21 protein-coding genes and 1 pseudogene are annotated in these 25,583 nt (G+C 64.7%); 8 read left to right on the top strand and 14 right to left on the bottom strand.

The annotated features are described in order from the left end of the window. Positions 1-103: 103 nt before the first annotated feature. The 5 genes from FJW06_RS09255 to FJW06_RS09235 all read right to left on the bottom strand — a co-directional run bounded on the left by FJW06_RS09255 (position 104) and on the right by FJW06_RS09235 (position 4,882). Positions 104-1,102, bottom strand: a complete 999-nt coding sequence (locus FJW06_RS09255; RefSeq protein WP_140750819.1) for an ABC transporter ATP-binding protein — start codon at positions 1,100-1,102, stop codon at positions 104-106. Positions 1,103-1,280: 178 nt separating this feature from the next. Continuing rightward, a complete protein-coding gene (locus FJW06_RS09250) occupies positions 1,281-2,435 on the bottom strand; it encodes an ABC transporter substrate-binding protein (RefSeq protein ID WP_140750817.1) in 1,155 nt (384 codons plus the stop codon). A 261-nt stretch (positions 2,436-2,696) separates the two neighbouring features. After that, complete coding sequence (locus tag FJW06_RS09245) at positions 2,697-3,608, bottom strand: LysR substrate-binding domain-containing protein (protein WP_140750815.1); 912 nt, start codon at positions 3,606-3,608, stop codon at positions 2,697-2,699. Between the two features lie 54 nt (positions 3,609-3,662). After that, positions 3,663-4,286, bottom strand: a complete 624-nt coding sequence (locus tag FJW06_RS09240; RefSeq protein ID WP_140750813.1) for a DedA family protein — start codon at positions 4,284-4,286, stop codon at positions 3,663-3,665. Beyond that, positions 4,283-4,882: a methyltransferase domain-containing protein gene (locus FJW06_RS09235; RefSeq protein ID WP_140750811.1), complete on the bottom strand. Its 600-nt coding sequence runs from the start codon at positions 4,880-4,882 to the stop codon at positions 4,283-4,285. The genes FJW06_RS09240 and FJW06_RS09235 overlap by 4 nt, the downstream gene beginning before the upstream one ends. Before the next feature lie 213 nt (positions 4,883-5,095). On the opposite strand from FJW06_RS09235, the gene FJW06_RS09230 reads away from it, so the two are divergent. Beyond that, positions 5,096-5,770 (top strand): response regulator transcription factor, encoded by a 675-nt coding sequence (locus FJW06_RS09230; RefSeq protein ID WP_140750809.1) that lies wholly within the window; start codon positions 5,096-5,098, stop codon positions 5,768-5,770. Next, positions 5,767-7,119 (top strand): HAMP domain-containing sensor histidine kinase, encoded by a 1,353-nt coding sequence (locus tag FJW06_RS09225; RefSeq protein WP_140750807.1) that lies wholly within the window; start codon positions 5,767-5,769, stop codon positions 7,117-7,119. Before FJW06_RS09230 ends, FJW06_RS09225 begins: the two co-directional genes overlap by 4 nt. Before the next feature lie 96 nt (positions 7,120-7,215). On the opposite strand, the gene FJW06_RS09220 is transcribed toward FJW06_RS09225, so the two are convergent. After that, positions 7,216-7,980 (bottom strand): DeoR/GlpR family DNA-binding transcription regulator, encoded by a 765-nt coding sequence (locus tag FJW06_RS09220; RefSeq protein ID WP_140750805.1) that lies wholly within the window; start codon positions 7,978-7,980, stop codon positions 7,216-7,218. Positions 7,981-8,366: 386 nt separating this feature from the next. Here FJW06_RS09220 and FJW06_RS09215 point away from each other — a divergent pair, with 386 nt between their 5' ends. Together FJW06_RS09215 and FJW06_RS09210 are read left to right on the top strand one after the other, a co-directional pair. After that, positions 8,367-9,251, top strand: coding sequence for a phosphotransferase family protein (locus FJW06_RS09215; protein ID WP_140750803.1), 885 nt, complete (start codon positions 8,367-8,369; stop codon positions 9,249-9,251). Then, positions 9,248-11,701, top strand: a complete 2,454-nt coding sequence (locus tag FJW06_RS09210) for an FAD-dependent oxidoreductase (protein WP_140750801.1) — start codon at positions 9,248-9,250, stop codon at positions 11,699-11,701. Before FJW06_RS09215 ends, FJW06_RS09210 begins: the two co-directional genes overlap by 4 nt. Before the next feature lie 15 nt (positions 11,702-11,716). On the opposite strand, the gene FJW06_RS09205 is transcribed toward FJW06_RS09210, so the two are convergent. Next, on the bottom strand, positions 11,717-12,349 hold the full coding sequence (locus tag FJW06_RS09205) for a class I SAM-dependent methyltransferase (protein ID WP_140750799.1): 633 nt from the start codon (positions 12,347-12,349) through the stop codon (positions 11,717-11,719). Between the two features lie 96 nt (positions 12,350-12,445). On the opposite strand from FJW06_RS09205, the gene FJW06_RS09200 reads away from it, so the two are divergent. Further along, on the top strand, positions 12,446-13,348 hold the full coding sequence (locus FJW06_RS09200; RefSeq protein ID WP_140750797.1) for a phosphotransferase family protein: 903 nt from the start codon (positions 12,446-12,448) through the stop codon (positions 13,346-13,348). Positions 13,349-13,363: 15 nt separating this feature from the next. Here FJW06_RS09200 and FJW06_RS09195 read toward each other — a convergent pair whose 3' ends face one another. Next, positions 13,364-14,284, bottom strand: coding sequence for a DMT family transporter (locus tag FJW06_RS09195; RefSeq protein WP_140750795.1), 921 nt, complete (start codon positions 14,282-14,284; stop codon positions 13,364-13,366). Between the two features lie 81 nt (positions 14,285-14,365). Next, positions 14,366-15,646, bottom strand: a complete 1,281-nt coding sequence (locus FJW06_RS09190) for an amidohydrolase family protein (RefSeq protein ID WP_140750793.1) — start codon at positions 15,644-15,646, stop codon at positions 14,366-14,368. Positions 15,647-15,827: 181 nt separating this feature from the next. Between FJW06_RS09190 and FJW06_RS09185 the strand changes: the two genes are divergently transcribed. Further along, positions 15,828-17,582, top strand: a complete 1,755-nt coding sequence (locus tag FJW06_RS09185) for an ABC transporter ATP-binding protein (protein ID WP_140750791.1) — start codon at positions 15,828-15,830, stop codon at positions 17,580-17,582. 42 nt (positions 17,583-17,624) lie between these two features. Here the strand turns inward: FJW06_RS09185 and ilvD are convergent, their stop codons facing one another. Beyond that, positions 17,625-19,469, bottom strand: coding sequence for a dihydroxy-acid dehydratase (gene ilvD, locus FJW06_RS09180; protein ID WP_140750789.1), 1,845 nt, complete (start codon positions 19,467-19,469; stop codon positions 17,625-17,627). A gap of 272 nt (positions 19,470-19,741) precedes the next feature. Here ilvD and FJW06_RS09175 point away from each other — a divergent pair, with 272 nt between their 5' ends. Then, the gene (locus FJW06_RS09175) at positions 19,742-20,209 is read left to right on the top strand and encodes a VOC family protein (RefSeq protein ID WP_140750787.1); all 468 of its coding nucleotides are present in this window, start codon (positions 19,742-19,744) and stop codon (positions 20,207-20,209) included. A gap of 69 nt (positions 20,210-20,278) precedes the next feature. Here FJW06_RS09175 and FJW06_RS09170 read toward each other — a convergent pair whose 3' ends face one another. From FJW06_RS09170 to FJW06_RS09160, 3 genes are all read right to left on the bottom strand, one after another. After that, positions 20,279-21,871 carry a peptide chain release factor 3 gene (locus FJW06_RS09170; protein ID WP_140750785.1) on the bottom strand — a complete coding sequence of 531 codons (1,593 nt, stop codon included), beginning with the start codon at positions 21,869-21,871 and terminating at the stop codon, positions 20,279-20,281. Positions 21,872-21,968: 97 nt separating this feature from the next. Further along, entirely contained in the window at positions 21,969-22,889 is a 921-nt protein-coding gene (locus FJW06_RS09165; protein ID WP_140750783.1) for a haloalkane dehalogenase, read from the bottom strand. Next, positions 22,889-23,482, bottom strand: a complete 594-nt coding sequence (locus FJW06_RS09160) for a TetR/AcrR family transcriptional regulator (protein ID WP_140750781.1) — start codon at positions 23,480-23,482, stop codon at positions 22,889-22,891. The genes FJW06_RS09165 and FJW06_RS09160 overlap by 1 nt, the downstream gene beginning before the upstream one ends. 113 nt (positions 23,483-23,595) lie before the next feature. Between FJW06_RS09160 and FJW06_RS09155 the strand changes: the two genes are divergently transcribed. Beyond that, positions 23,596-24,663 (top strand): FAD-binding oxidoreductase, encoded by a 1,068-nt coding sequence (locus FJW06_RS09155; RefSeq protein ID WP_140750779.1) that lies wholly within the window; start codon positions 23,596-23,598, stop codon positions 24,661-24,663. Positions 24,664-24,784: 121 nt separating this feature from the next. Here the strand turns inward: FJW06_RS09155 and FJW06_RS09150 are convergent. Next, positions 24,785-25,582 (bottom strand): annotated as a pseudogene (locus FJW06_RS09150) (class II glutamine amidotransferase). Between the last annotated feature and the right edge of the window lies 1 nt (position 25,583).

Below are 25,583 nucleotides of genomic sequence, written 5' to 3'. Positions count from 1 at the left end.
CGAAACAGCCAATCTCCCCCCTTGTGGGGGAGATGGCCGGCAGGCCAGAGGGGGGCGCCGTAGAGCGCCTCGCCTGCCTGACTGGCCACTATCCCGAGCACGGTCATGCCGGCTCATCCATCAGATGCAGGCTGTCGCGGTTGAAGGTGAGCACCACCGCTTCGCCTTCCGCCGGCAGCGCCGTTCCCGCCGGCACGACCGCATGCAGCCTCAACCCCTCGGCATCGAGCGCCAGCCTTGTCGTGGCGCCGAGATAATTGGTGCCAACAAGGCGCGCGGCAACGCCGTCGCCGCTGGACGCGCTGGCGATGCGGATGGACTCCGGCCGCAAGCTTCCCCAGCGGCGCTGGCCGGAATACCGCTGGACGAAATCCGGCGGCAGCACGTTGGACGAGCCGACGAAATCGGCGACGAAGCGCGTGTTCGGGCGCTGGTAGATATCCTCCGGCGTGCCGACCTGCATGATCCTGCCGTCGTTAAAGACGGCGACGCGGTCGGCCATGGACAGCGCCTCGCCCTGGTCGTGGGTGACGAAGATGAAGGTGATGCCGAGCGCCTTCTGCAGCGATTTCAATTCCTCCTGCATGTTCTCGCGCAGCTTGAGGTCGAGCGCGCCGAGCGGCTCGTCGAGCAAAAGCACCTTGGGCTGGTTGACCAGCGCTCGGGCGAGCGCGACGCGCTGGCGCTGGCCACCGGAGAGCTGGCCGGGGCGGCGCGCGCCATAGTCCGGCAGGCGCACCAGCGACAGCGCCTCTTCCGCCGCCTTCAAGCGCTCGGCCTTGCCGACGCCCTTGACCATCAGGCCGTAGGCGACGTTGTCGAGCACGTTGAAGTGCGGGAACAGCGCATAGTCCTGGAAGACGGTGTTGACGTTGCGGCGATAGGGCGGAACGCCTTCGGCGCGCTCGCCGAAGATGGAAATCGAGCCCGCCGTCGGCTGCTCAAAGCCAGCGATCAGGCGCAGGCAGGTCGTCTTGCCGGAACCGGACGGCCCGAGCATGGCGAAGAACTCACCCGGCGCGATCTCCAGATCGACCGCGTCGACGGCGCGCACGCTGCCGAAATGGCGCGAGACTTTTTTGAAGGAAACGGCAGAGGTCATGGGGCCCGTCAGTTCAGTTCCGGTTGAACGAAGGCGAGTTCGCGCGGCGTCCTACCTCCCCCTCGACGGCGGAGGTCGCGGCGAAGCCGCGGGTGGGGGCGGCTAGCGCGAACCTGTCAGACAGCCCCACCCGACGCTCAAGCGCCGGCCCTCCCCACAAGGAGGAGGGTAAGGGAGCTCACCGTCCGCCGATGACGCCGATATAATCCGACACCCAGCGGTAATAAGGCACGCACTGGTCGTTCTGGCTGGCGCATTTCGACACCGGCGTCTTCCAGAACTTGATCTTGTCGAAATTCTCGTAGCCGTTGGTCTTGCAGCCCTCGTCGCCGAGCAGCTCGTTGCCTTTGCAGGCGGCGGGCACCACCGGCAGCGAGCCGAACCAGGCCGAGACGTCGCCCTGGACCTTCGGCGACAGGGAATGCTCGAGCCACATATAGGCGCAGTTCGGATGGGCGGCGTCGGCTTCCATCATGGTGGTGTCGGCCCAGCCCGTGACGCCCTCCTCCGGCACGGTCGAGGCGACCGGCTTCTTGGCGGCGACCAGCGTGTTGACCTGGTAGGGCCATGAGCCGGAGGCGACCACGCCTTCATTCTGGAAGTCGTCGACCTGGATTGCGGCATCGTGCCAGTAGCGGCCGACCAGCGTGCGTTGCGTGCGCAACAGATCGAGCGCCGCTTTGTACTGGTCTTCGTTCAACTCGTAGGGATCCTTGATGCCGAGTTCCGGCTTGTGGAACATCAGATAATTGGCGGCATCGGCGATGTGGATCGGGCCGTCATAGGCCTGGACGCGGCCCTTGTTCGACTTGCCGTCGGGCAGCTTCATTTCCTCGAAGACGACATTCCAGCTCTTGGGCGCTTCCTTGAACACTTCGGTGTTGTACATCAGGATGTTCGGGCCCCACTGGTAGGGAACGCCGTAATGCACCTTGTCGACGGTGAACCAGGGCGCATCCTTCAGGCGGTCGTCGACGGTCTTCCAGCTCGGGATGAGATCGGTGTTGATCGGCTGCACGCGCTTTCCGGCTACGAGACGCAGCGAGGCATCGCCCGAAGCGGTGACCAGGTCGAAGCCGCCCTCGTTCATCAAGGAGACCATCTCGTCGGAGGTATTGGCAGTCTTGACGTTGACCTTGCAGCCGCTTTCCTTCTCGAAAGCCGTGACCCAGTCGTAATTCTTGTCGGTCTCGCCGCGCTCGATATAGCCCGGCCAGGCAACGATATTGACCTGCCCCTCGCCCTTGCCGAGTTCCTTGACCTGGGCCATGGCCTGACCGGAAAAAGTCAGCGCGACAGTCAGCGCCGTGCACGACTTCAGGAATGCATTCATCGTCGACCTCCCATTTTGGCGCGTGACCCGAAAACCAGCTCGGTTTTCGGAAAGGATCACGCGCAAACTACAAAGGGTCGGAGCTTCATGCTCCGACGGCAGCGCTCACGGCGCAGCTTTGTTCCCTGAACGGAAGGTGCTGTGAAAAATCCGGTTTCGCAAATTCATTTATCAGAAAGCCGATATCGGTTTTTCCGATACTTTTGCTCGAAGCAATCCCGGGCGGAAACCCGCTTCACACTTTGTCTGGAATTGCTCTGATCAGAGCCGCTGCCGCGCCATCCGCTGCGACTGCGCAAGGCCGATGAAGTCTCGCGCGGCCTGCGGCAGACCGGAGCCGCGGCGCCAGACAGTGCCGACCTGGACGACTGGCAACGAGCCGGAAATGTCGCGCGATTCGATGCGATCGCCTTCCAGCGACCAGGGCCGGTAGACGAGGTCGGGCAGCAGCGCCACGCCGGCGCCGGTGGCGACCAGACTGCGCACCGCCTCGACCGAGCGGGTGCGGAAGGCGACATGCGGACGGGCGCCGATCGCCGACAGCAACTTGCCGGTGTTTTCCTCGATCTCGTCGACGGTGAGCATGATCAGCGGCTCGGACGCGATATCGCCGATCGAGATGATATCGGCGCTGGCGAGCCTGTGGCTGAGCGGAATCCACAGCCGGTAGGCCGAGACTTCCAGGATTTCCGACTGCAGCGCCGTGCGGTCGCGCAGGTTGGACGTGACCATGACGGCGATATCGAGCTTGCCGCCGACCAGAAGGTGCTCGAGATAGTCGCCATTGTCCTCTATCGCCGAGACCTCGACGCCGGGATAGGCGCGGCGGTAGCGGGCAAGCAGATCGGACAGGACATAGCCGGCCACCAGCGAGGTGACGCCGAGTTGCAGGCGTCCGCTTGCGGTGGCCTGCTCGCTGGAGAAGGAACGGCGCGCGTCCGAGACATCGGCAAGGATCTTGGTCGCGTGGCGCAGGAACTGGTGGCCCTTGTGGGTAATGTTCAAGCCGCGCGGATGACGCTCGAACAGCTCGACGCCGAGATCGCTCTCCAATTCCTTGATCGCCTCGGTGACCGAAGATTGGGAAATCGACAGGTTCTGCGCGGCCCCAGAGACAGTGCCCTGCTCGGCGACGGCAACGAAGAACTGCAATTGGCGGATGGTGAAAGCCATGGCCGGACTAAACACCGGCGCGCGCGCGAAGGGAAGCCAGCACAACCCCTTGTTCTACGCCGGTGAATTCCAGTCTTTTGCAGGTCTGACGCGGCGCCAGTGGGAGCGCAGTCCGATGAGAAACGCGACTTCCAGCGCGAGCACGACGGCCATGATGCGGAACGCCACCGTAGGCAGATCGTGGACGCTGTCGCGCATCGTATAGCCGGCAACAAGAAAGCCGGCGTTCCACAGCATAGCGCCAAGCATGGTGGCCAAAACGAAAGGCAAAGCCGGCAGACGCAGCGCGCCGGCGGCGATCGGCAGATAATTGCGCACCGTCGGCACGAACTGCGCCAGCAGCGAGGCCCGCATGTGGTTGCGGCGGTAGGCGGCGGAGAACCGCAGATAAGTTTCGCGACGCAGGAAGATGTAGCGACCGAAACGCCCGACCAGGGCGCCGGCTCGCACCGGCCCGAGCCGGCCGCCCAGAGCATACCAAAACAGGCAGCCGGCCGTCGAAGCCAGGGTCGTCACCACCAGCAGGGTGCCGAGCGCCGCCAGATCAGGAGCCCCGGTCATGCCGAGAAAGAGCAACAGCACATGCGACGGCGGCGCCGGCAGGATCTTTTCGGTGAAGGCGAGGCAGGCGGCGCCGAACAGGCCAAGCCCCAGTGCCGCGGACAGGAGATCGCTCATGCGAAACGCCAGTCATAGGTGTCGAGACCCTTGATCCTGGAGACGCGATAGACCGTCGCCGGCGGGATATTACGCAAGGTGCCGCCAATGCGGACCGCCTCGAGGTCGAGCCTGTCGAGGACGGCCTGGTCGAAAGGGCAGCGGCGGCCAAAGGTGAACTGATAGAGGGCCGCGCCCGGCCGAAGACTGGCGAAGACGCCTTCCAGGATCGCAGATGATTTGCGCGGCGATATCAGCCGAAACGGCAGTCCGCTGACCACCGCGCCGACGACAGGGCCATCGAACAGCGGCAGATGGCGCAGGCCGACCGCGTCCGTCTCGACAATGCGCGCCGACGGGAAGCGACGCGCGAGCAGCGCGGCAAAATCCGGATCGGACTCAACCAGCGTAAGGTCGTTTTCGCGCACGCCGCGCTGCAGCAGGGCGCGGGTGAAAGGCCCCGTGCCCGGCCCGAGCTCCAGCACCGGACCGGTGTCGGGGCCGATCTCGCGCGTCATCAGCGCCGCCAGGCTCGGACTGGAGGGCGTGACCGAGCCCATCCGGAAGGGCGCCAGCGTCCAGGCCTTCAGGAAGGACAAAGCGTCATTTGCAGGCATGTTGACCTCATTGCTTACGCGGGCGATTCGAGATGCCCGGCATGGACGAGGCGCTGTTTGGAGGTCGCGGATTGCATAGACATTGCGAACGGGTGGCTTCGCGAAAGAAAAAGTTCGCCGCCGGAGGCAAGAACTGGCGCCATGTCTATGCAATCTTGGCGCGATAGTCAGCCAGGCAGGATTATTAAGAGATGGGACTGCAAGAGGTCTTCAATGCGTATCCTGATGGTCGAGGACGAGCCGGAAATGGTTTCGGCGCTGCGGGCGGCGTTGAGGCGGCACGACATGGTGGTCGACCATGCCGGCTCGCTGCTGGAAGCGGAAGGGTTCGTCGCCGTCGACGGCTATGACGCGATCCTGCTCGACCGGCAATTGCCGGACGGCGACGGGCTGACGCTGGTGCCGAAGCTTCGCGCCGCCAGGAACACGACGCCGGTGCTGATGCTGACGGCCCGGGGCGACACCGCCGACAAGGTCGACGGGCTCGACATGGGCGCCGACGACTATCTGGCCAAGCCTTTCGCCTTCGAGGAACTGCTGGCCCGGCTGAGGGCATTGCTGAGGCGCCCGGCGGCGATCGAGGCGCAGACGATCCGCGCCGGCCATCTTTCGCTCGATGTCGGCCACCGCGAGGCCTCGATCCGTGGCGAGCCGCTCGCCTTGCCGCGCCGCGAACTGCTGGTGCTGGAAGCATTGATGCGGCGAACGGGGCGCATGGTGCAGCGCGAGGCCCTGATGGAGGCCGTGTTCGGACTGGACGACGAAATCCAGTCGAACGCGCTCGATACCCATGTCTCGCGGCTGCGCCGCAAGCTCAGCGAAGCCGAAAGCGGGGTCGTCATCAACGGCATACGTGGCGTCGGCTACCTGCTGCGCGAGACCACATGAACCTTCGCCGGCCGCGCTCGCTGAAATGGAGCCTGGTGCTGCGCATCGCCATCCTGCAATGCGTGATGCTGACGCTCATCATCGCCGGCATCGTCGGCGCAATGCTCGCCACCGGCCTCATTCCTCACGATTACGAGGACGGCACGATGGACGTGCTGGCGGATGCGGTGGCGCGCGACGCCAAAGGGGCGCTGGTGCTGAAGGAAAATTCCGATCTGACCAAGCTGCGGTCGGATGTCCCGGACCTCTGGTTCATCATCCGCGACAAGGACGGGCACCGGCTTCAAGAAGGCACCGTGCCGGTTGCCTACCAACCTTTCGTCGGATTGCTGGACAACATCAGCGATGCCCGCATCGACCTCGCCATCGGCGAAGCCGCGCCGCCGGGCGGCAAGATCCGCTGGACCGACACGGCGGCCGGCAACGTCCAGATCATGAGCGGCACGAAGGGCGAGCTTTCGCTGCTGCGCGTTCTCGGGCAGGCGCCGGAACTGTTCCTGCAAGGGATTTTGCCGCTGGCCGGGCTGATGGCGCTGGCGACGCTGTTCGCGACGCCGTGGGTGGTGCGCGGCGCGCTTTCCGGCCTCGGCAACGCGGCGCGTGCGGCGGAGCAGATCGAGATCGACGAGCGCGGCGTGCAACTGCCGCTGGACGGCGTGCCGAAGGAAGTCACGCCGCTGGTCGATGCGGTCAACGCCGCCCTGTCGCGCCTCGATGCCGGTTACGAGCGGCACAAGCGATTCCTGACCGACGCCGCGCATGAGCTCAGAACGCCGGTCGCCATCCTCAACACGCGGCTCGCCGCGCTGCCGGCGACGCCCGAGCGCGCCAGGCTCCTGCAGGATGCCGCGCGGCTGTCGACGCTGGCCGACCAATTGCTCGACCTGCAGCGGCTCGATCGTCAGGCCGAGCATTTCGGGCCGGTCGACCTGGTCCTTCTTGCCCGAAACGTCGTGGTCGACCTGGCGCCGCTGGCCTTCGCCGTCGGCTACGAGATGGCGTTCGAGCCGGCCAGGGAAGAGCTTATCGTGCGCGGCGACCGCACTGCCATTGAGCGCGCCGTGACCAATCTTGTCCAGAACGCGATCGACCATGGCGGCAAGGCCGGTCGCATCACCATCAGCGTATGCCTGCCCGCGGTTGTCGAGGTGCTGGACGAAGGCGACGGCGTGCCGGCATCCGAGCGCGAGCGGATATTCGAACCTTTCTACCGCCTGCATCCGCGGGATCATGGCGCCGGCCTCGGCCTCAACCTTGTCCGCGACCTGATGCAGTTGCATGGCGGCAAGGTCGAGGTGCTCGATGGCAGGCAGAGTGGCGCCTGCTTTCGCATGATCTTTCCGGCCTAATGTTTGGGTCGGTCATTGCGGCGGTCCAGCACCATGGCTGGGATGGCGGCGTGGTAGTCGCTGGTGTTCGGCTAGCTTTCCTGTCCCCGGTCGCGGTCAAGGCGTCGCGATGGCCAGGCGCGCGCCGGCATGGCTCAGCGCGGCGGTGATGTCGGGCGGCGGCGGCCGGTCAGTGGCAAGCTCGGAAAAGCCGTCGAAGCCGCAGACCCTGACCAGACCCTGGCGGCCAAACTTGGTATGGTCGGTGACGACCAGCGAACGCTGGCCGCGCGACAGCACCATGCGGGCGAACTCCGCCTCCTCCAGCTCATAGTCGGTCAGGCCGGCGGCGGCATCGACCGCGCCGATCGAGATCACCGCATGATCGACCGAAAAGCGGCTGACGAACTCGATTGCCGAGATGCCGAAAGCAGCACCCGAATCGCTGCGCAGCTCGCCGCCCGCCATATAGACCTTGTTGCCGTTCACCGTCGCCAGCGTGCGGGCGATGTCGGAGGAATTGGTGACCACCGTCAGCCGGCGATGGCCGAGCAGCTCTCGCGCGAGGAAGGATGTGGTCGTGCCTGTATCGAGCATGATCGCCTCGCCATCGCGAATGGTGGCCGCGACCATCCTGGCGATCAGGCGCTTGGCTTCCGCATTCTCGCGCATGCGCCGCTCGAACGGCGCCTCGCCCACCATCGAGGCGAGGCCAACGGCGCCATGCATCTTCAGCACCGACCCGTCGTCGGCGAGCGGCTTGACGTCGCGCCGCACCGTTTCCAGCGAGACGCCGAGACGTTCGGCGAGGCTGGCGATGCTGACCGTGCCCTCTTCGCTGAGGAGCCGCAGGATTTCGGCATGCCGCTTCGAATGGATCATGTGGATGTCCGGGAATTTTGACCGAATTTAAGGTTTTGGCAGCACTTTGAAAGGAGCCGCTTATATTTTCGGGCAAAACCCCCAAAAAAGGTCACAGCTTTTGATTGACAGCTCTGCCACCGCGGCATGAGACTGGCATCGTGACAGGCTCGGAGCTGCCACGGGAGGGTGATGGCAGAGCCGCAACCTAGTGACCAGATCGTCTGGAACCAGCCAGGCGCGAGCTTTTATCGAATCCGCGGGGGCGGATGCCGGGATATCATACCTGGCCAAGGGGCTCGTCGGTGCGGTGCGGGATACCGATCCTGGCGTCTCGCACCGACGAGGCTTTTTTATTTTGTCCCATCGTCGTTTTCCGCGGGACCGGCTGAGGCCGGAGCGAAGCCGTGAGTGCCGAAGACCGCATCCGCGCCCTGCCGTGCTGGAACGGCAGTATCCAGATCGAGCCGCTGCCGGGCGGTCTCAGCAACGCCAACTATGTCGTCACAGATGCGGCCGGGCGGCATGTCGTGCGCTTCGGCCAGGACTTCCCGTTCCACCATGTCTTCCGCGAGCGCGAGGTGATGACGGCGCGGGCGGCGCATGCGGCGGCCTTCGCGCCGGCCGTGCATTATGCCGAGCCCGGCATACTGGTGACGGAATTCCTCGGCGCCAAGACCTTCCTCGCTGAAGACGTGCGGGCCAATCTCGACCGTGTCGCAGGGCTGCTTCGCGGCTTCCATCGCGAGATGCCGAACCACGTCTCCGGCGCCGGCTTCATGTTCTGGGTGTTCCACGTCATCCGCGACTATGCGCGCACGCTGGACGAAGGCGGCAGCCGCAAGAAGGACGAGCTGCCGCGCTACCTGGCCTTGGCAGACGAGCTCGAGCGGGCGCAGAAACTGCTGCCGATCGTCTTCGGCCACAACGATCTTTTGCCGGCCAATATCCTCGACGACGGCAAGCGGCTGTGGCTGATCGATTTCGAGTATGCCGGCTTCAACACGGCGATGTTCGATCTCGCCGGCGCCGCCTCCAATGCCGGGCTGAGCGATGACGAGTCCTTTGCGTTCCTGACCGCCTATTTCATGAAGGAGCCGGACAGCGAAATCCGCCGTTCGCACGCCGCCATGCAATGTGCCTCGCTGCTGCGCGAGGCGATGTGGAGCATGGTCTCCGAGCTTTATCTCGACGCGCCCGGCATCGACTATGTCGCCTATACCGAGGAAAACCTCGTCCGGCTCCACGCGGCGCTGGAGAACTATCGGACGAAATACGGGACCAAGTCATGACCTTGCCCAGCCATGCCGAAATCGTCGTCATCGGCGGCGGCATCATCGGCTGTTCCACGGCCTATCACCTGGCACGCGACCACAAGGCCGACGTGGTGCTGCTCGAGCAGGGCAAGCTGACCTCGGGCTCGACCTGGCACGCCGCCGGCTTGGTCGGGCAACTGCGCTCGTCGGCCTCGATCACGCGCGTGCTCAAATATTCGGTCGAGCTCTACAAGGGCCTCGAAGCCGAAACCGGCCTGGCGACCGGCTGGAAGATGACCGGCTGCCTGCGGCTGGCGACCAATGCCGACCGCTGGACCGAGTTCAAGCGGCTGGCGACCACGGCCAAGAGCTTCGGCATGGACATGCAGCTCCTGTCGCCGGCGGACGTGAAGCGCATGTGGCCGCTGATGGAGACCAGCAACCTGATCGGCGCTTCCTGGCTGCCGACCGACGGGCAGGCAAGCCCCTCCGACATCGCTCAGTCGCTGGCCAAGGGCGCGCGCATGCATGGCGCGAAACTGTTCGAGGACGTGCGCGTCACCGGTTTTGCGATGAAGGATGGCCGCATCGCGGCGGTGAAGACTTCAAAAGGCGACATCGCCTGCGACAAGGTGGTGAACTGCGCCGGGCAATGGGCGCGGCAGGTCGGCGCGATGGCCGGCATCAACGTGCCGCTGCAGCCGGTCCAGCACCAGTATATCATTACCGAGAAGATCGAAGGGTTGGCCCCCGACGCGCCGACGATCCGCGACCCCGACCGCCGCACCTATTTCAAGGAGGAGGTCGGCGGGCTGGTCATGGGTGGCTATGAGCCCAACCCGCAGGCCTGGGCAACCGGGCTTCCCGGCGGCGACGTTCCCAACGACTGGGAATTCCGCCTGTTCGACGACGACTACGATCATTTCGAGCAGCATATGACGCAGGCGATCGCGCGTGTTCCGGCTCTGCAAACCGCCGGCGTCAAGCAGATGATCAACGGACCGGAAAGCTTCACGCCGGACGGCAATTTCATCCTCGGCGTGGCGCCGGAATGCTCCAACATGTTCGTCGGCGCCGGCTTCAACGCATTCGGCATCGCGTCGGGCGGCGGCGCAGGCTGGGTGCTCGCGCAATGGGTGGTCGACGGCGAAGCGCCGCTCGACCTGTGGGTGGTCGACATCAGGCGCTTCTCCAGCCTGCATCGCGACCGCGACTGGGTCCGCGACCGCACGCTGGAAGCCTATGGCAAGCATTACACGATCGCCTTCCCGCATGAGGAATATCTGTCCGGGCGGCCGCGCATCGTCTCGCCGCTCTATGAGCGGCTGAAGGCCCATCGCGCCGTGTTCGGTTCCAAGCTCGGCTGGGAGCGGCCAAACTGGTTCGCACCCAAAGGGATGGAGCCCGAAGACGTCTATTCGATGGGCCGCCAGAACTGGTTCGGCCCGGTCGGCGACGAGCACCGGCACGTGCGCTATAAGGTCGGCATCTTCGACCAGTCCTCCTTCGCCAAATACGAGCTGACTGGCGCGGACGCGCTGAAGGCGCTCGACTGGATCTGCGCCAACGACGTCAGCAGGCCAGTCGGCCGGCTGACCTACACGCAGCTTCTCAACACGCGCGGCGGCATCGAGGCCGACCTTACCGTGTCGCGGCTCGGCGAGGACCGGTTCTACATCGTCACCGGCACGGGTTTCCGCACGCATGACCTGTCCTGGATAAGCGATCATATCGGCTCCGGCCTAGATGCCAGGCTGAAGGACGTCACGGAGGAGTACGGCACGCTGTCGCTGATGGGCCCCCGCGCCCGCGACGTGCTGTCGGCGGTGACGGAGGCCGATGTCTCGAATGCCGCCTTCCCCTTCGGCCATGCCCGCGAAATCCAGATTGCCGGCCACAACGTGAAGGCGCTTCGCGTCACCTATGTCGGCGAGCTCGGCTGGGAGTTGCATGTACCGATCGCGGCCACCGGCGTGGTTTTCGATGCGCTGATGGCGGCCGGCAAGGCGCATGGCATTCGCCCGGTCGGCTACCGGGCGCTGGAGTCGCTCAGGCTGGAAAAGGGCTATCGCGCCTGGGGCTCCGACATCACGCCGAACGACACGCCCTTGGAAGCGGGGCTTGGCTGGGCGGTAAAGCTTCGCAAGAACACCGACTTTGTCGGGCGGAGCGCGCTGGAGAAAGCGGTCAGCAAGGCGCCGACAAAACGCTTTGCCGGCTTCACGGTGGACGAGCCGGAGATCGTGCTGGTCGGGCGCGAGACGATCCTGCGCAATGGCGAGCCCGTAGGCTATCTGACCAGCGGCGGCTACGGCTACACGGTGGAGAAGAACATCGGCTACGGCTATGTGCGCAATGCCGACGGCGTCAGCGATGAATTCCTCACCTCGGGCGATTATGAGCTTGTCGTGGCGATGGAGCGCACACCGGCAAAAATCCATCTCGAGCCGCTGTACGATCCGGCCGGGATGAAGATAAAGGCCTGATCCGAACAGCGCGGGTCAGTTGACGCGCAGCGCCAGACAACGGCTCGGCACGGTGTCGCCCTCGCCGGGCATCGAGGCATAAGGCCGTGTCTCTTCGAGGCGGCTTATCGCGCCGCGTGCTTCCAGCGCGGCGATCCGCTCCGCGAAACCGGCCTCCCACAGCGTGTTCTTCACCGTCAGCACGATGACGCCGCCAGGGCGGCAGATACGGATCAGCTCGTCCAGGCCCTCGACCCCGACATGGCCGGATGTGAAGACGCCGGCCGAGACGATGCCGGCATAGGTGCCGTCGGCGAAGGGCAGAGCGTCGCCCATCGCCAAGCGATGCAGCGCCGTGTAGACGCCCTTGGCGCCGGCCTTGTCCAGCATGCCTTGGGAGATGTCGAGCGCCTCGACCCTCGGATAGCCGGTGATGGCCAGCCATTCGCCGATCAGGCCGGTGCCGGCGCCGGCATCGAGCAAGGGTTCGGCGCCGCGCGACAGGTGGCGGGCCAGCACCGCCAGGCAGATCGTCGGATGGCGATAGCTGGCGGCCGACATGTCGGCGTCATAGGTCTCGGCCCAACCGTCATAGACCGCGGCCACTTCCTCCGGCCGCCTGGCGGCGTAGGCCGCGCTTAGCGCGTTGTTTTGCTTGCCGTCCGCCATTTCTGCTCCCGCCGCCGATTCGTACCCGCGATGGTAGCCAAGCGGCAAAAACTGTGGAACCGTTCCGCTATAAAACATCGTGTGATGGTAAAGGGGATGACGATGGACGAGGCGCGCGCCGCATTGGCCACCATTCCGGCGCTGGCAGGCTATGACGGGCCGCTGGAGCGTTTGGCCGGCCTGACCAACCAGGTTTACAGGGCCGGCGAAGCGTGTCTGCGCATTCCCGGCAAGGGTACCGAAGAATATATCAACCGCGCCAACGAGGCAGTGGCGGCGCGCGAGGCGGCCAAGGCCGGCGTCAGCCCCGAAGTGCTCTATTTCGATCCCGCATCCGGCCTGATGGCGACGCGCTTCATCGCCGGCGCCGAGACGATGTCGCCGGAGAGATTCAAGGCGCGGCCGGGCAGCCCGGCGCGGGCAGGCCAAGCTTTCCGCAAGCTGCATTCATCGGGCGCCGTCTTTCCCTTCCGCTTTGAGCTGTTCGCGATGATCCACGACTATCTAAGGGTGCTGTCGACCAAGGATGTCGCACTGCCTTCGGGCTATCACGACGTGGTCCGCGAGGCGGACAGCGTGCGGGATGCGCTCGCCGCCCATCCCATCCCGCTCGCCGCCTGCCATTGCGATCCGCTGTGCGAGAACTTCCTCGATACGGGCGATCGCATGTGGATCGTCGACTGGGAATATTCTGGCATGAACGATCCGCTGTGGGACCTCGGCGACCTCTCGGTCGAGGGCAGGTTCGATGAGACCCAGGACGAGGAGCTGATGCGCACCTATTTCGGCGGCGAAGCGCGGCCGGCAGAGCGCGGCCGCGTCGTCATCTACAAGGCGATGTGCGACCTTTTGTGGACGCTGTGGGGATTGATCCAGCTCGCCAACGACAATCCGGCCGACGATTTCCGCGCCTATGCCGACGGCCGCTTCGCCCGCTGCAAGGCGCTGATGGAAACGGCGGAGTTTTCACGGCATCTGGCCGCCGTGCGAGAGGGCTGAACACAGGCCCGGATTCTAATTCACGCCCTTTGGCACGTTCTCGGGCGGCACCTCGGTCTCCACCACCTTCTGGCGGTGGAAGATGAACAGGCCGGCAAGCACGACGATGGCCGCACCGACCAGGATGCGCGGGCTGGGCACGTCGCCGAAGAAGACCAGCCCGAAGACCACCGCCCACAGAAGCAGGCTGTAATGCAGCGGCGCCAGCGTCGAGGCCGGCGCCAGCTTCAGCGCCCTCGTGATCATCAGATGCGCGGCGCAGGAGACGACGCCGAGCAGAAGCATGGCGCCGAAATCGAGCGCCGAGGGCGTGTTCCAGGCGCCGATTGTGAACAGGCCGCCGACAATCAGCGTGCCAATCGTCTGCCAGGTGACCAAAGTCGTGTCGCTGGTACCGCGCAAGAGGCGGCCGAGGATGATGGCGAAGCCGAAGGCGATACTGCCCACCAGCGCGAAGCCGGAAGACATCGAGAAGGCGGCCGAAGACGGCTTCAAAATGATCAGCACGCCGCAGAAGCCGACCAGGATAGCCAGCCAACGGCGCCAGCCGATCTTTTCGCCGAGCAGAAGGTGCGACAGCGCCGCGACGTAGATTGGCCCAGCCATGTAAAAGCTCATCACATCGGCCAGCGGCAGGTAGACGACCGCGGCATAGAAAAGCCCGGTATCGGTGGCGGTGGCCACGACGCGCAGGAACTGCAAAAGCGGCCGGTCCATGTGAAACAGCCTGGCCGTGCCCTGGTTGGCGATCATCGGGCCGAGCACGATGAAGGCGCCGATCGAGCGGATCAAAACCACCTGTCCGACCGAGAAGGAAGCGACCAGCCATTTGCCCATCGCGTCGTTCAGCGCGAACATGAAGTCGCCGGCCAGCATCAACAGGATGCCGGCGAGCAACATGTTCCTGATCGTGAAATTGCGGGCGAGCGAAGCCATCCCGCTCCCTAGCCGCAAGCGGCCGGTTTGACGAGGGAAAATGGGACGATCGGTAAGACCAGCGGCGGAAATCGGATGGTTCTAGCCGGCCTTATGCCGCCGGTTCACCTGCGCCGGCCGTCCCGCGATCGAAAGCCGCGTTTCCTGCCTGGTGCGTTCGGCTACCACCTTGCCCCTGGCGATGACGCAGAGGCGTTCGGGGCGCAGGCGAACGGCCTCGATCGCATTGCCGGCGTCGAGCACGACGAGGCTCGCCCGCCTGCCGACGGCGAGGCCGAGATGATCGAGACCCATGATGGCGGCGTTGACGTTGGTGACCATGTCGAAGCAGCGCGCCATGTCGGCCGGGCTCGACATCTGCGCCACATGCAGGCCCATGAAGGCGACGTCGAGCATGTCGGCGGTGCCCAGCGAATACCAGGGGTCGAGCACGCAATCCTGGCCCCAGCCGACGCGGATGCCGAGCGCCAGCATCTCCTTCACCCGGGTCAGGCCGCGCCGCTTCGGGAAGGTGTCGTGGCGCCCTTGCAGCATAATGTTGATCAGCGGGTTGGGGATTGCCGAGACGCCGGCCTCGGCGATCAGCGGCAGGAGCTTCGAGACGTAGTAATTATCCATCGAATGCATGGAGGTGAGGTGAGAGCCGGCCACCCTGCCCTGCAGGCCGAGGCGCTGGGTTTCATACGCCAGCTGCTCGATATGGCGCGACAGCGGATCGTCGGTCTCGTCGCAATGCATGTCGACCATCAGGCCGCGTTTGGCGGCGATCTCGCAAAGCTCGGTGACCGAGCGCGTGCCGTCGGCCATGGTGCGCTCGAAATGCGGGATGCCGCCGACGATGTCGACGCCCATGTCGAGCGCCCGGACAGTGTTCTTCAACGCTGTCGGCGAGCGATAGAGGCCGTCCTGCGGAAACGCGACCAGTTGCAGGTCGATATAGGGCGCGACGCTTTTCTTGACGCCGAGCAGGGCTTCCACCGCGAGCAGCCGGTCGTCGCAGACATCGACATGCGTGCGGATGGCGAGCAGGCCCATCGACACGGCCCAGTCGCAATAGGCGAGTGCGCGGTCGCGCACGGCCTCATGCGTCAGCAGCGGCTTCAGCTCGCCCCAGAGCGCGATGCCTTCGAGCAGCGTTCCGGAAGCGTTGATGCGGGGGATGCCGTAGGACAGAGTGGCGTCCATGTGAAAATGCGGGTCGACGAACGGCGGCGAGACCAGATTGCCGCGTGCGTCGATCTCGGTCGGCGCGGAGCCCGGCAGTTTCTGCTCGATCGCGCGGATAGTCTCGCCGGCAATGCCGATATCGGCAATCCTGCCATCCGGCAGCGTACCGCCGCGCACGATGAGGTCGAAATCCATCCGTAGTCACCCCCTTTTTTCCAAGAATCTGTATTCATCGTGGCCGAAAAGACAGCCTGGCGCAGCCTTTTCTTTCTCCGGCGGCCGAAAGGTTCCATCGCGCCGCAACTCGCTCTATAAGCCGCCTCTCGCCCTCGTGGCGAATCCGAAATTCTTTGCAAGCCAGACACAGGACCGGCCGTTGTTTCGCTTCTTCCGCTCGACGGAAAACCAACGCCTCATTGCCAGGCTGGTGAAGGAATCCTTCCACGAGCATAAATTCGGCTATGGCGCGGCCATCCTGTCGATGCTGGTGGTGGCCGCCATGACCGGCGCCAGCGCCTGGATCCTGCGCGAGATCACCAATGAATTCGTTGTCTTCAAGCGGCTGGACCGCGTCAACCTGATCGCGGCGGGGGTCGCGGCGATCTTCCTGCTCAAGGGCTTTGCCAGCTTCGTCCAGGCTTATTTCATGAGCCGCGTCGGCAACGCCATCATCGCCGACCGGCAGCGCAAGATTTACGACCGGATCCTGGCGCAAGGCATCGAATTCTACCATTCGACCTCGTCATCCGAGCTGATCGCCCGCATGACCAACAACGCGCAGGCCGCGCGCAGCGTGCTCGACCTCGTCGTCACCTCCTATGTGCGCGACCTGGTGACATTGATCGTCCTGGTCGGAGTCATGGTCTGGCAACAGCCGGCGCTGTCGCTGATCTGCTTCGTCGCCGGGCCGATTGCCATCTACAGCGTCAACCGCATCCTGAAGCGTGTCCGCAAGATCGCGGCGATGGAATTCATTTCGCTCGGCCAGATTGTGCATGTGATGCAGGAGACGGCGATCGGCGTGCGCGTCGTCAAATCCTTCAATCTCGAAGCCGCGATGCGCAAGCGCATGCACAAGGCGGTTTCGGACGTCGAAACCCGCGCCAACAACATCGCGACGCTGGAAGCCGCCACAAGCCCGGTGATGGAAACGCTGGCGGGGCTGGCGATCGCCGGCGCCGTGCTGGTCAGCGGTCTGCTGGTGCTGCAGGGCGGCCAGATGCCGGGCAACATCATGGCTTTCATCGCGGCGCTGCTGCTGGCCTATGAGCCGGCGAAGCGCCTGGCCCGCGTGCGCATCTCGCTGGAGACCGGCATCGTCGGCGTGCGCATGATGTTCCAGCTTGCCGACCGGCCGCTGACGCTCGCCGAAAAACCCGGCGCCACGCCGCTGCGACCCGGTCCGGGCGAAATCCGCTTCGACGATGTCAGCTTCGCCTATCCGGAAAGCCCGCCGGTGTTCGAAGGTCTGAACCTGACACTGGCCGCCGGCAAGATGACGGCGCTGGTCGGCCCCTCGGGCAGCGGCAAGTCGACGATTCTCAACCTAATCATGCGCATGTACGACCCACAGACCGGCAGGGTGATGTTCGACGGCCAGGACATCTCGTTCGCGACACTGGATTCGCTCAGGCAGAAGATCGCCTATGTCAGCCAGGACACTTTCCTGTTTGCCGGCACCATCATGCACAATATCCGCCTCGGCCGCGAAGGCGCGACCGACGAGGAGGTGGTCGCCGCCGCCAAGGCCGCCAACGCGCATGAGTTCATCAGCGCGATGGCCAAGGGCTACGACACGGAGGTCGGCGAGAACGGCTCGCTGCTCTCCGGCGGCCAGCGCCAGCGCATCTCGATCGCGCGCGCCATGCTGCGCAACGCCGAGATCCTGCTGCTCGACGAGGCGACCAGCGCGCTGGATGCCGAGTCGGAGGCACTGTTCCGCGACGCGCTGCAGCAGCTGACCGTCGGGCGCACGACGATCGTCATCGCGCACCGGTTGTCGACCGTGCACCAGGCCGACACGATCGTGGTGCTGGAAAAGGGCAAAGTGCTGGAAAGTGGCCCGCACAAGACGCTGCTCAAGCAGGGCGGGCTTTACCAGAAGCTTTATGAATATCAGCTGATGCCGTAGGCGGGTTCCCTTCTCCCCTTGCGGGAGAAGGGAAACCGCTCCTCACTCCGGCACTTTCCGCACGGCACCCTTGTCGGCGCTGGTGGCGAAGGCGGCGTAGGCGCGTAGCGCGGTCGTCACCTTGCGCTTGCGCTTTTCGTGCGGCTTCCAGGCGTCGGCGCCCTTGGCTTCCATCGCGGCGCGGCGGGCGGCGAGCTCGGCCTCGCTGACGGCGAGGCGGATGCTGCGGTTGGGGATGTCGATCTCGATCGTATCGCCTTCCTGGACCAGGCCGATCGCGCCGCCTTCGGCGGCCTCGGGCGATACATGGCCGATCGACAGGCCGGACGTGCCGCCGGAGAAGCGGCCGTCGGTGATCAGCGCGCAGGCTTTGCCGAGGCCCTTCGACTTCAGGTAGCTGGTCGGATAGAGCATCTCCTGCATGCCGGGGCCGCCGCGCGGTCCCTCGTAGCGGATGACGACGATGTCGCCGGCCTTGATCTCGTTGCCGAGGATCGCCTTGACGGACGCATCCTGGCTTTCGAAGACGCGGGCCGGGCCGGTGAATTTCAGGATCGACTCGTCAACGCCGGCGGTCTTCACGATGCAGCCGTCGAGCGCCAGATTGCCTTTCAGCACCGCAAGGCCGCCATCCTTCGAGAAGGGCGTCCTGGCCGAGCGGATGACGCCCTTCTCACGATCAAGATCAAGCTCGTCCCAGCGGCGGTCCTGGCTGAAGGCGACCTGCGTCGGCACGCCACCGGGGGCGGCGCGGAAGAACTCGCGGACATTCTCGGCCGAGCTGCGGGCGATGTCCCAATGGTCGAGCGCTTCGCCGAGCGTTGCGGTATGCACGGTCGGCAGGTCGCGATTGATCAGGCCGGCCTGGTCGAGCTGGCCGAGGATCGCCATGATCCCCCCAGCGCGATGGACGTCCTCCATGTGAACGTCGGACTTGGCCGGCGCGACCTTGCAGAGCACCGGCACCTTGCGCGACAGACGGTCGATGTCTTCCATGGTGAAGTCGACCTCGCCTTCATGGGCGGCGGCCAGGATGTGCAGCACCGTGTTGGTCGATCCGCCCATGGCGATATCGAGCGTCATGGCATTCTCGAACGCGCCCTTGGAGGCGATGCTGCGCGGCAGGGCGCTTTCGTCGTCCTGCTCGTAATAGCGCTGGGCGAGATCGACGACGAGATGGCCGGCCTCGACGAACAGGCGCTTGCGGTCGGCGTGTGTTGCAAGCGTCGAGCCGTTGCCGGGCAGCGACAGGCCGAGCGCCTCGGTCAGGCAGTTCATCGAATTGGCGGTGAACATGCCGGAGCACGAACCGCAGGTGGGGCAAGCCGAGCGCTCGATGACCTTGACGTCCTCGTCGGAAATCCTGTCGTCGGCGGCGGCGACCATGGCGTCGACCAAGTCGAGCGCCTGCGCCTTGCCGGCCAGCACCACCTTGCCGGCCTCCATCGGGCCGCCTGAGACGAAGACGGTCGGGATGTTGAGGCGGAGCGAGGCCATCAGCATGCCGGGGGTGATCTTGTCGCAGTTGGAGATGCAGACCATGGCGTCGGCGCAATGCGCGTTGACCATGTACTCGACGGAATCGGCGATCAGCTCGCGCGACGGCAGCGAATAGAGCATGCCGTCATGACCCATGGCGATGCCGTCGTCGACGGCGATGGTGTTGAATTCCTTGGCGACGCCGCCGGCCTTCTCGATCTCGCGCGCTACAAGCTGGCCGAGGTCCTTCAGATGCACGTGGCCCGGCACGAACTGGGTGAAGGAATTGACCACCGCGATGATCGGCTTGCCGAAATCACTGTCCTTCATACCCGTGGCGCGCCACAGGCCGCGGGCGCCGGCCATGTTGCGGCCGTGGGTGGTGGTGCGGGAACGATAGGCGGGCATTGGATTGTCCTTGCTGGCTGGCCGTCCCGATGCGCGGCGGGCGGCGCTCGAATTTTAGTCGGCAGCGGTTATAGCGGCCATGGTCCGGCATGACCACCATTTTGCGCTGCGCCAGGGAGCTTCGGCCAATCTGAGCTTTTCAGGAAATTTTGCGGCCGCTGTCGGATGATACCTCGGCGAAGCGTCCTTGAGGCAGACGGCATCGAAACGGCACGAAATCGCCGGCGATCCGTTTGATAACGAAAGCCAACATGAAGCCCGAGGAGCTAGGCATGCAGAAGATCACCACCTTCCTGTGGTTCGATAACCAGGCCGAGGAAGCCATGAACCACTACATCTCCATCTTCAAGAATTCGAAGGTGCTGAGCGTGACGCGCTGGCCCAAGGGCCATCCCCAGGAGGGCCAGGTGCTGGTCGCCTCGTTCGAGCTCGACGGCGTACAGTTCCAAGCCCTCAACGGCGGGCCGCAATACAAGTTCACCGAAGCGATCTCGCTGTCGATCGACTGCAAGACGCAGGAAGAGGTGGATCATTTCTGGACCAGACTCACCGAAGGCGGCGAACCAGGGCGTTGCAGCTGGCTGAAGGACAAGTTCGGCGTTTCCTGGCAGGTCGTGCCGGAGCAACTGCCGCGCCTGCTTCAGGATCCGGACCGGGCCAAAGCTGGTCGTGTGATGTCGGCGATGATGCAGATGGGCAAGATCGAAATCGACAAACTGGAGGCCGCGGCCCGAGGATAACCGAGGCCGGCGCTGCCCCTCATCCGCCCTTTGGGCACCTTCTCCCCGTAGAACGGGGAGAAGGAAAGGTTATGCCGCTTTGTCGCGCACCTGGTAATCCTTGACCGCGGCGAAGCGGATCGCTTTCCAGCGCTCGGCTTCGTAGTTCAGCGAGAAGGCGTGCTGGGCCAGGAACACCGGATCGTTGTCGAGATCTCGGGCAATGTCGCCGCGATGCGATTCGATGAAACGCTGCACCTCCGCCTTGTCGTCAGCCGAGATCCAGCGGCAGATCGAGAAACGCGACATCTCGAAATCAACCGGCAGTGTGTATTCGACGTTCAGCCGCTCCTTCAGCACGTCGAGCTGCAGCGCGCCGACGACGCCGACGATGGCCGGCGAGCCGTCTTCCGGCGAGAACAGCTGCACCACGCCTTCTTCGGCCATCTGGTGCAGCGCTTCCTTTAGCTTCTTGGCCTTCATGGCGTCGCCGAGGCGCACGCGGCGCAGGATTTCCGGGGCGAAGTTCGGCACGCCGCGGAACAGTATCTCCTCGCCTTCAGTCAGCGTGTCGCCGATACGCAGCGTGCCGTGGTTGGGGATGCCGACGACGTCGCCGGCGAACGCCTCGTCGGCGGTGACGCGGGTGCGGGCGAAGAAGAATTGCGGCGCCGACAGGCTCATCGGCTTGCCGGTGCGCACCAGCTTGGCCTTCATGCCGCGCTCCAGCTTGCCCGAGCAGACGCGCACGAAAGCGATGCGGTCGCGGTGGTTGGGATCCATGTTGGCCTGGATCTTGAAGACGAAGGAGGTCATCTTCTCCTCCGTCGCTTCGACCAGACGTTCGTCGGCCTCCTGGGCGCGCGGCGGCGGGCCATAGGCGCCGAGCGCCTCGATCAGGTCGCGCACGCCGTAATTGCGCAGCGCCGAGCCGAAATAGACCGGGGTCAGATGGCCTTCGCGGAAGGCATCAATGTCGAGCGGGCGGCAGGCCTCGCGCGCGAGCTCCAGTTCCTCGATGAAGTCGTTGCGCTCGTTTTCCGGCAAAAGCCCGGCGACGCGGTTGGAATCGGGGCCGTTGACCGGCGTGCGTTCCTTCTCGTCGTCGTTGCGGCGCACCGCGTTCTGCGCCAGGTGGTAGGTGCCAGAAAACGTCTTGCCGCGGCCGATCGGCCAGGTGACGGGCGCGGTGTCCAGCGCCAGCTTCTGCTCGATCTCGTCGAGTATCTCGAACGGATCGCGGCTCTCGCGGTCCATCTTGTTGACGAAGGTGATGATCGGGATGTCGCGCAGGCGGCAGACCTCGAACAGCTTCAAGGTGCGCGGCTCGATGCCCTTGGCGGCGTCGATGACCATGACGGCCGAGTCCACCGCCGAGAGCGTGCGATAGGTGTCGTCGGCGAAATCCTCGTGGCCGGGCGTGTCGAGCAGGTTGAAGACGTTGTCGTCATATTCGAAGGTCATCACCGAAGTGACGACCGAGATGCCGCGCTCGCGCTCGATCTTCATCCAGTCGGACCGGGTCTGGATGCGGTCCTTCTTGGCCTTGACCTCGCCCGCAAGCTGAATGGCACCGCCGAACAGAAGCAGCTTTTCGGTGAGCGTGGTCTTGCCGGCGTCGGGGTGGGCGATGATCGCGAAGGTGCGGCGGCGCGCGACCTCTTCAGGTATCGTTTCGGGCATATCTTTTAAGGCGTTCCGTGTGACAGGCGGCGCTTCTACCAGCGCGGCGCCGGCCTGTCGACATGGGGCGGGCACGCCTCGTGCCTGACGCGCCGGCTCAAGCCAGCTCGGCCGCGCTTTCCGGCCGGGCGATCTGCGGCAGCCAACCGGCAATGGCCCTGCCGATCGTGTCCGGATGATCTTCCTGCAGATAATGGGCGCCCGGCCCCAGATCGATGAAGCGGCAGTTCTTCAGCCCGGCCGCGAATTCCTTTGCCGCCTGCGGTGAAATCAGAGCGCCGGGATCGCCCGCGAAAAGCAGCTTTGGATAGGTGGATAGTCCGAGCGCACGGTGATCGTGCGCGCTTATAGCGGCAACATCCGCCGGCTGGTTTTCGATCGGCAGTTCCCGCGGCAGGCGCAGTGCCGGCTTGCGCGACTGCGGGGTCGGGAACGGCGCCCGGTAAGCGGCCATCTCCTCATCGCTCATCTTGCGCAGGACCGAGGCAGGCAGGATCTTTTCGACGAAGACGTTATCCTCCAGCACGAGCTTTTCACCGGCGCCCGGCATGCGCAGCGCCTTGAAGAGTTCGCGCGCCTGCGGACGCTGATGGAAATCCTCCCAGCGCTCGAAGGGCCGGATGAACTCCATGAAGGCGAGGCCAAGAACGCGCCGCGGCCGCCGTGCGGCGAAATGGAAGGCCAGCGCGGTGCCCCAATCCTGCGCGACGATCACCAGGTCCTTGAGATCGAGCGCCTCGATGAAGGCGTCGAGATAGCGGACCTGATCGAAGAAGCGATAATCGATATCCGGCTTGCCCGACTGGCCATAACCGATCAGGTCGGGCGCGATGCAGCGACCGAAGGGCGCGACATGCGGGATTATGTTTCGCCATATGTAGGAGGAAGTCGGATTGCCGTGCAGGAACAGCACGGTCGGGCCGGCCGATCCCGCCTCCAGATAGGACATGCTGGAGTCCAGCACATCCACTTGCAAACGCCGCAGAGCGGCCTCTTGCCCACCGGTCTTCGAACCCATCACGCTGTCTCCTTCCCAAATACAGTCCCGAAAATGATCTTCTTGAACCGTTCGAGCGGCTCCGGGCTGCGCTCGACCTTCATGCGCAGCATGGCGCCCTGCCAGGACGACAGCAGGAAATCTGCGAGGTCCTCGGCATCGAAGGTCTTGCCGATCTCGCCCGCCGCCTGACCCTCGGCGATGCAGGCCGCGAAAGGCCGGCGCCAACGCGCGAAAATGTCGACCAGCCTGAGCCGTAGCGGTTCGCTGTGCACTGCGGTCTCCAGACTGAGATTGCCGATCATGCAGCCGCGCGCCCACTCATGCACTTCGAGCTTGGAGGTGATGACGTCGAGATAGCGGCGGAGCCTGCCGACAGGCGGCGTGCCGTCATGCGCCAGCGCATTTCCCACAAGGCCACTGACATAGGCGAAGTAGCGTTCCAGCACCTCGCCGGCGAACTCCTCCTTGGAGGCGAAATGATTGGTGAAGGAGCCTGGCCGCGCGCCCGCCGCGGCAACGATGTCACGGACGCCGGCTGCGGTGTAGCCGGAATCCCAGATGGTCCGGAAGCCGGCGTCGAGGAGGTTTTCGCGGAGTGATTGTCTAGCCATGGGGGTATAATACGTACGTACGTATTTATGTCAAGTGCACGAAGTTTGCGTTGGCAAAAGCTCCCGCAAATGGCAGGTGGAAGGCCTCACAGGGAATAGGGAAGGAGAACAGCGTGACGAAAGAGGTTATCGTCATCGGCGCCGGCATCATCGGCGCTTCGATCGCCTGGCACCTGACGAAAGCCGGCGCGCGGGTGACGGTCATTTCCGACAGCGGCGCCGGCGGTATCGCCACACCCAATTCCTTTGCCTGGATCAATGCCAGCTGGGGCAATTCGGAAATCTATTTCCGGCTGCGCATCCGCGCCATGGCCGAATGGAAAAGACTGGCAAAGGACGTGCCCGGACTGCCGCTATCGTGGTGCGGCGGGCTGTGCTTCGACTTGCCGCCGGACAGGCTCGAGGCTTATGCCGCCGAACACTCGTCATGGGGTTATGGCATCGAGCGGGTCGACGCCAAGCGAGCCGGAGAGATCGAACCCAATCTTGTCGCACCTCCTGATTTCGCCGCCTACGTCGCAGAGGAAGGCGTCGCTGAGCCGGTGGCAACCGCCAAGGTGCTTCTGGCGGACGCCGAACGGCTTGGTGCGCGGGTGATGGTTGGAAACGTGGAAAGCCTGGCGCATGCCGGCGGCAAGGTCACAGGCGCAGTCGTTTCGGGCCAAACCATCAGAGCCGACGAAATAGTCGTCGCGGCCGGCACGGGCGCCCCGGCCATTGTCGCAACAGGCGACATCAAACTGCCGATCGAAACACCGCCGGGCCTGATCGTGCATTCGCGCCCTTACAAGAAGCTGCTCAACGGGCTGGTGCTGGCCGACAGGCTGCATATGCGCCAAACGGCCGAGGGACGCATTATCGCCGGCTCGGATTTCGGCGGCGGCGAGCCGAGCGAGAACCCGGAAGCCGATGCACGCGAGCTGTTCGCCGCGATGAAGGTAATGCTGCGCGACGCCGACAGGCTGGAATTCGACTTCCACACCGTCGGCTACCGTCCGACGCCGGCCGATGGTTTCCCGATCGTCAGCCGCGCGGACGGCGTCAGCGGCCTCTACATCGCCGTCACCCATTCCGGCATCACTCTGGCGCCCGCGGTCGGCCTGTTCGCCACCCGCGAAATTCTTGAGGGCGAGCGCGATGCGCTGCTGACGCCCTATGGATTGGCGCGTTTTGCTCAGTAACCCGAGGGGCGACGAATCCCACCGTCGTGATGGAAATTGCGACAGGGCGTAGAAGCTGGCGCTCTACGGCGCCTCTACTCGGTCTTGCAATGCAGCGACAGTTTGCAACCTCGCAAAACCGCTATACGGCCAGCGCCAATTTCGCTGCCGCCGGTGCGAATGGCCGGATGCCGGTGCCGTCCCTGGTCATGGTGACGAAACTCGATGGCGGTATCGCCTGCCACTCGCCGCCGTCGCGATCGAACGGCTCGGACACGATGCAGCGGCCGCCGTTGCGGAAAACGGATGTGTAGAGCGTCGGCGCATGATCGTCGGTGGCGTAGCGCACGGCGTATAACGCCTCGCCATCAAGAGAAAGCGGCGGTCAGTTTCAAAGAGGGCTCGACACCGGCCCGGCGCGACGTCTCGAGCACGCGGCTGGTCGCCCGCGAGACCGCGCCCTGCGGGTCGCCGGACAATCCTTCGTCGAGCATCACCAGAAAAAAGAGCTCGGAATCGGTTGTGCCCTCGCGTTGGTCGAAGACCGCGTCGGAGAGCGAATTTTCCAGCGCGCGGCGGATCTTCTCGAAGCCGCCGATCTGGCCATTATGCATGAACGACCAGCGGCCGGAAACGAAAGGATGGCAGTTCATGCGGCTGGTGGCGCCGCCGGTCGAAGCGCGCACATGGGCGAGGAACAGGCCCGATTTGATCTGCCGGCACAGGCTCTTCAGTTAGGGTCGGACCATGCCGGCAGGATATCGCGATAAAGACCGGGCTCGGGCCGGTCGCCATACCAGGCGAGGCCAAAACCGTCGCCATTGGTCGGCGACTTGGCTTCCTGGGCGCAGTGGCTTTGGGCGATCAGCGAGTGGCAGGGCGCGGTGATGATGTCTTCAAGGAAGACCGCTTCACCAAGATAGGCCGCCCACCGGCACATC

The sequence above is a fragment of the Mesorhizobium sp. B4-1-3 genome (assembly GCF_006439355.1).
Lineage (GTDB): Bacteria > Pseudomonadota > Alphaproteobacteria > Rhizobiales > Rhizobiaceae > Mesorhizobium.
The sequence above is the reverse complement of the archived record's forward strand: the minus strand, read 5'-3'. Positions and strand labels throughout refer to the sequence as shown.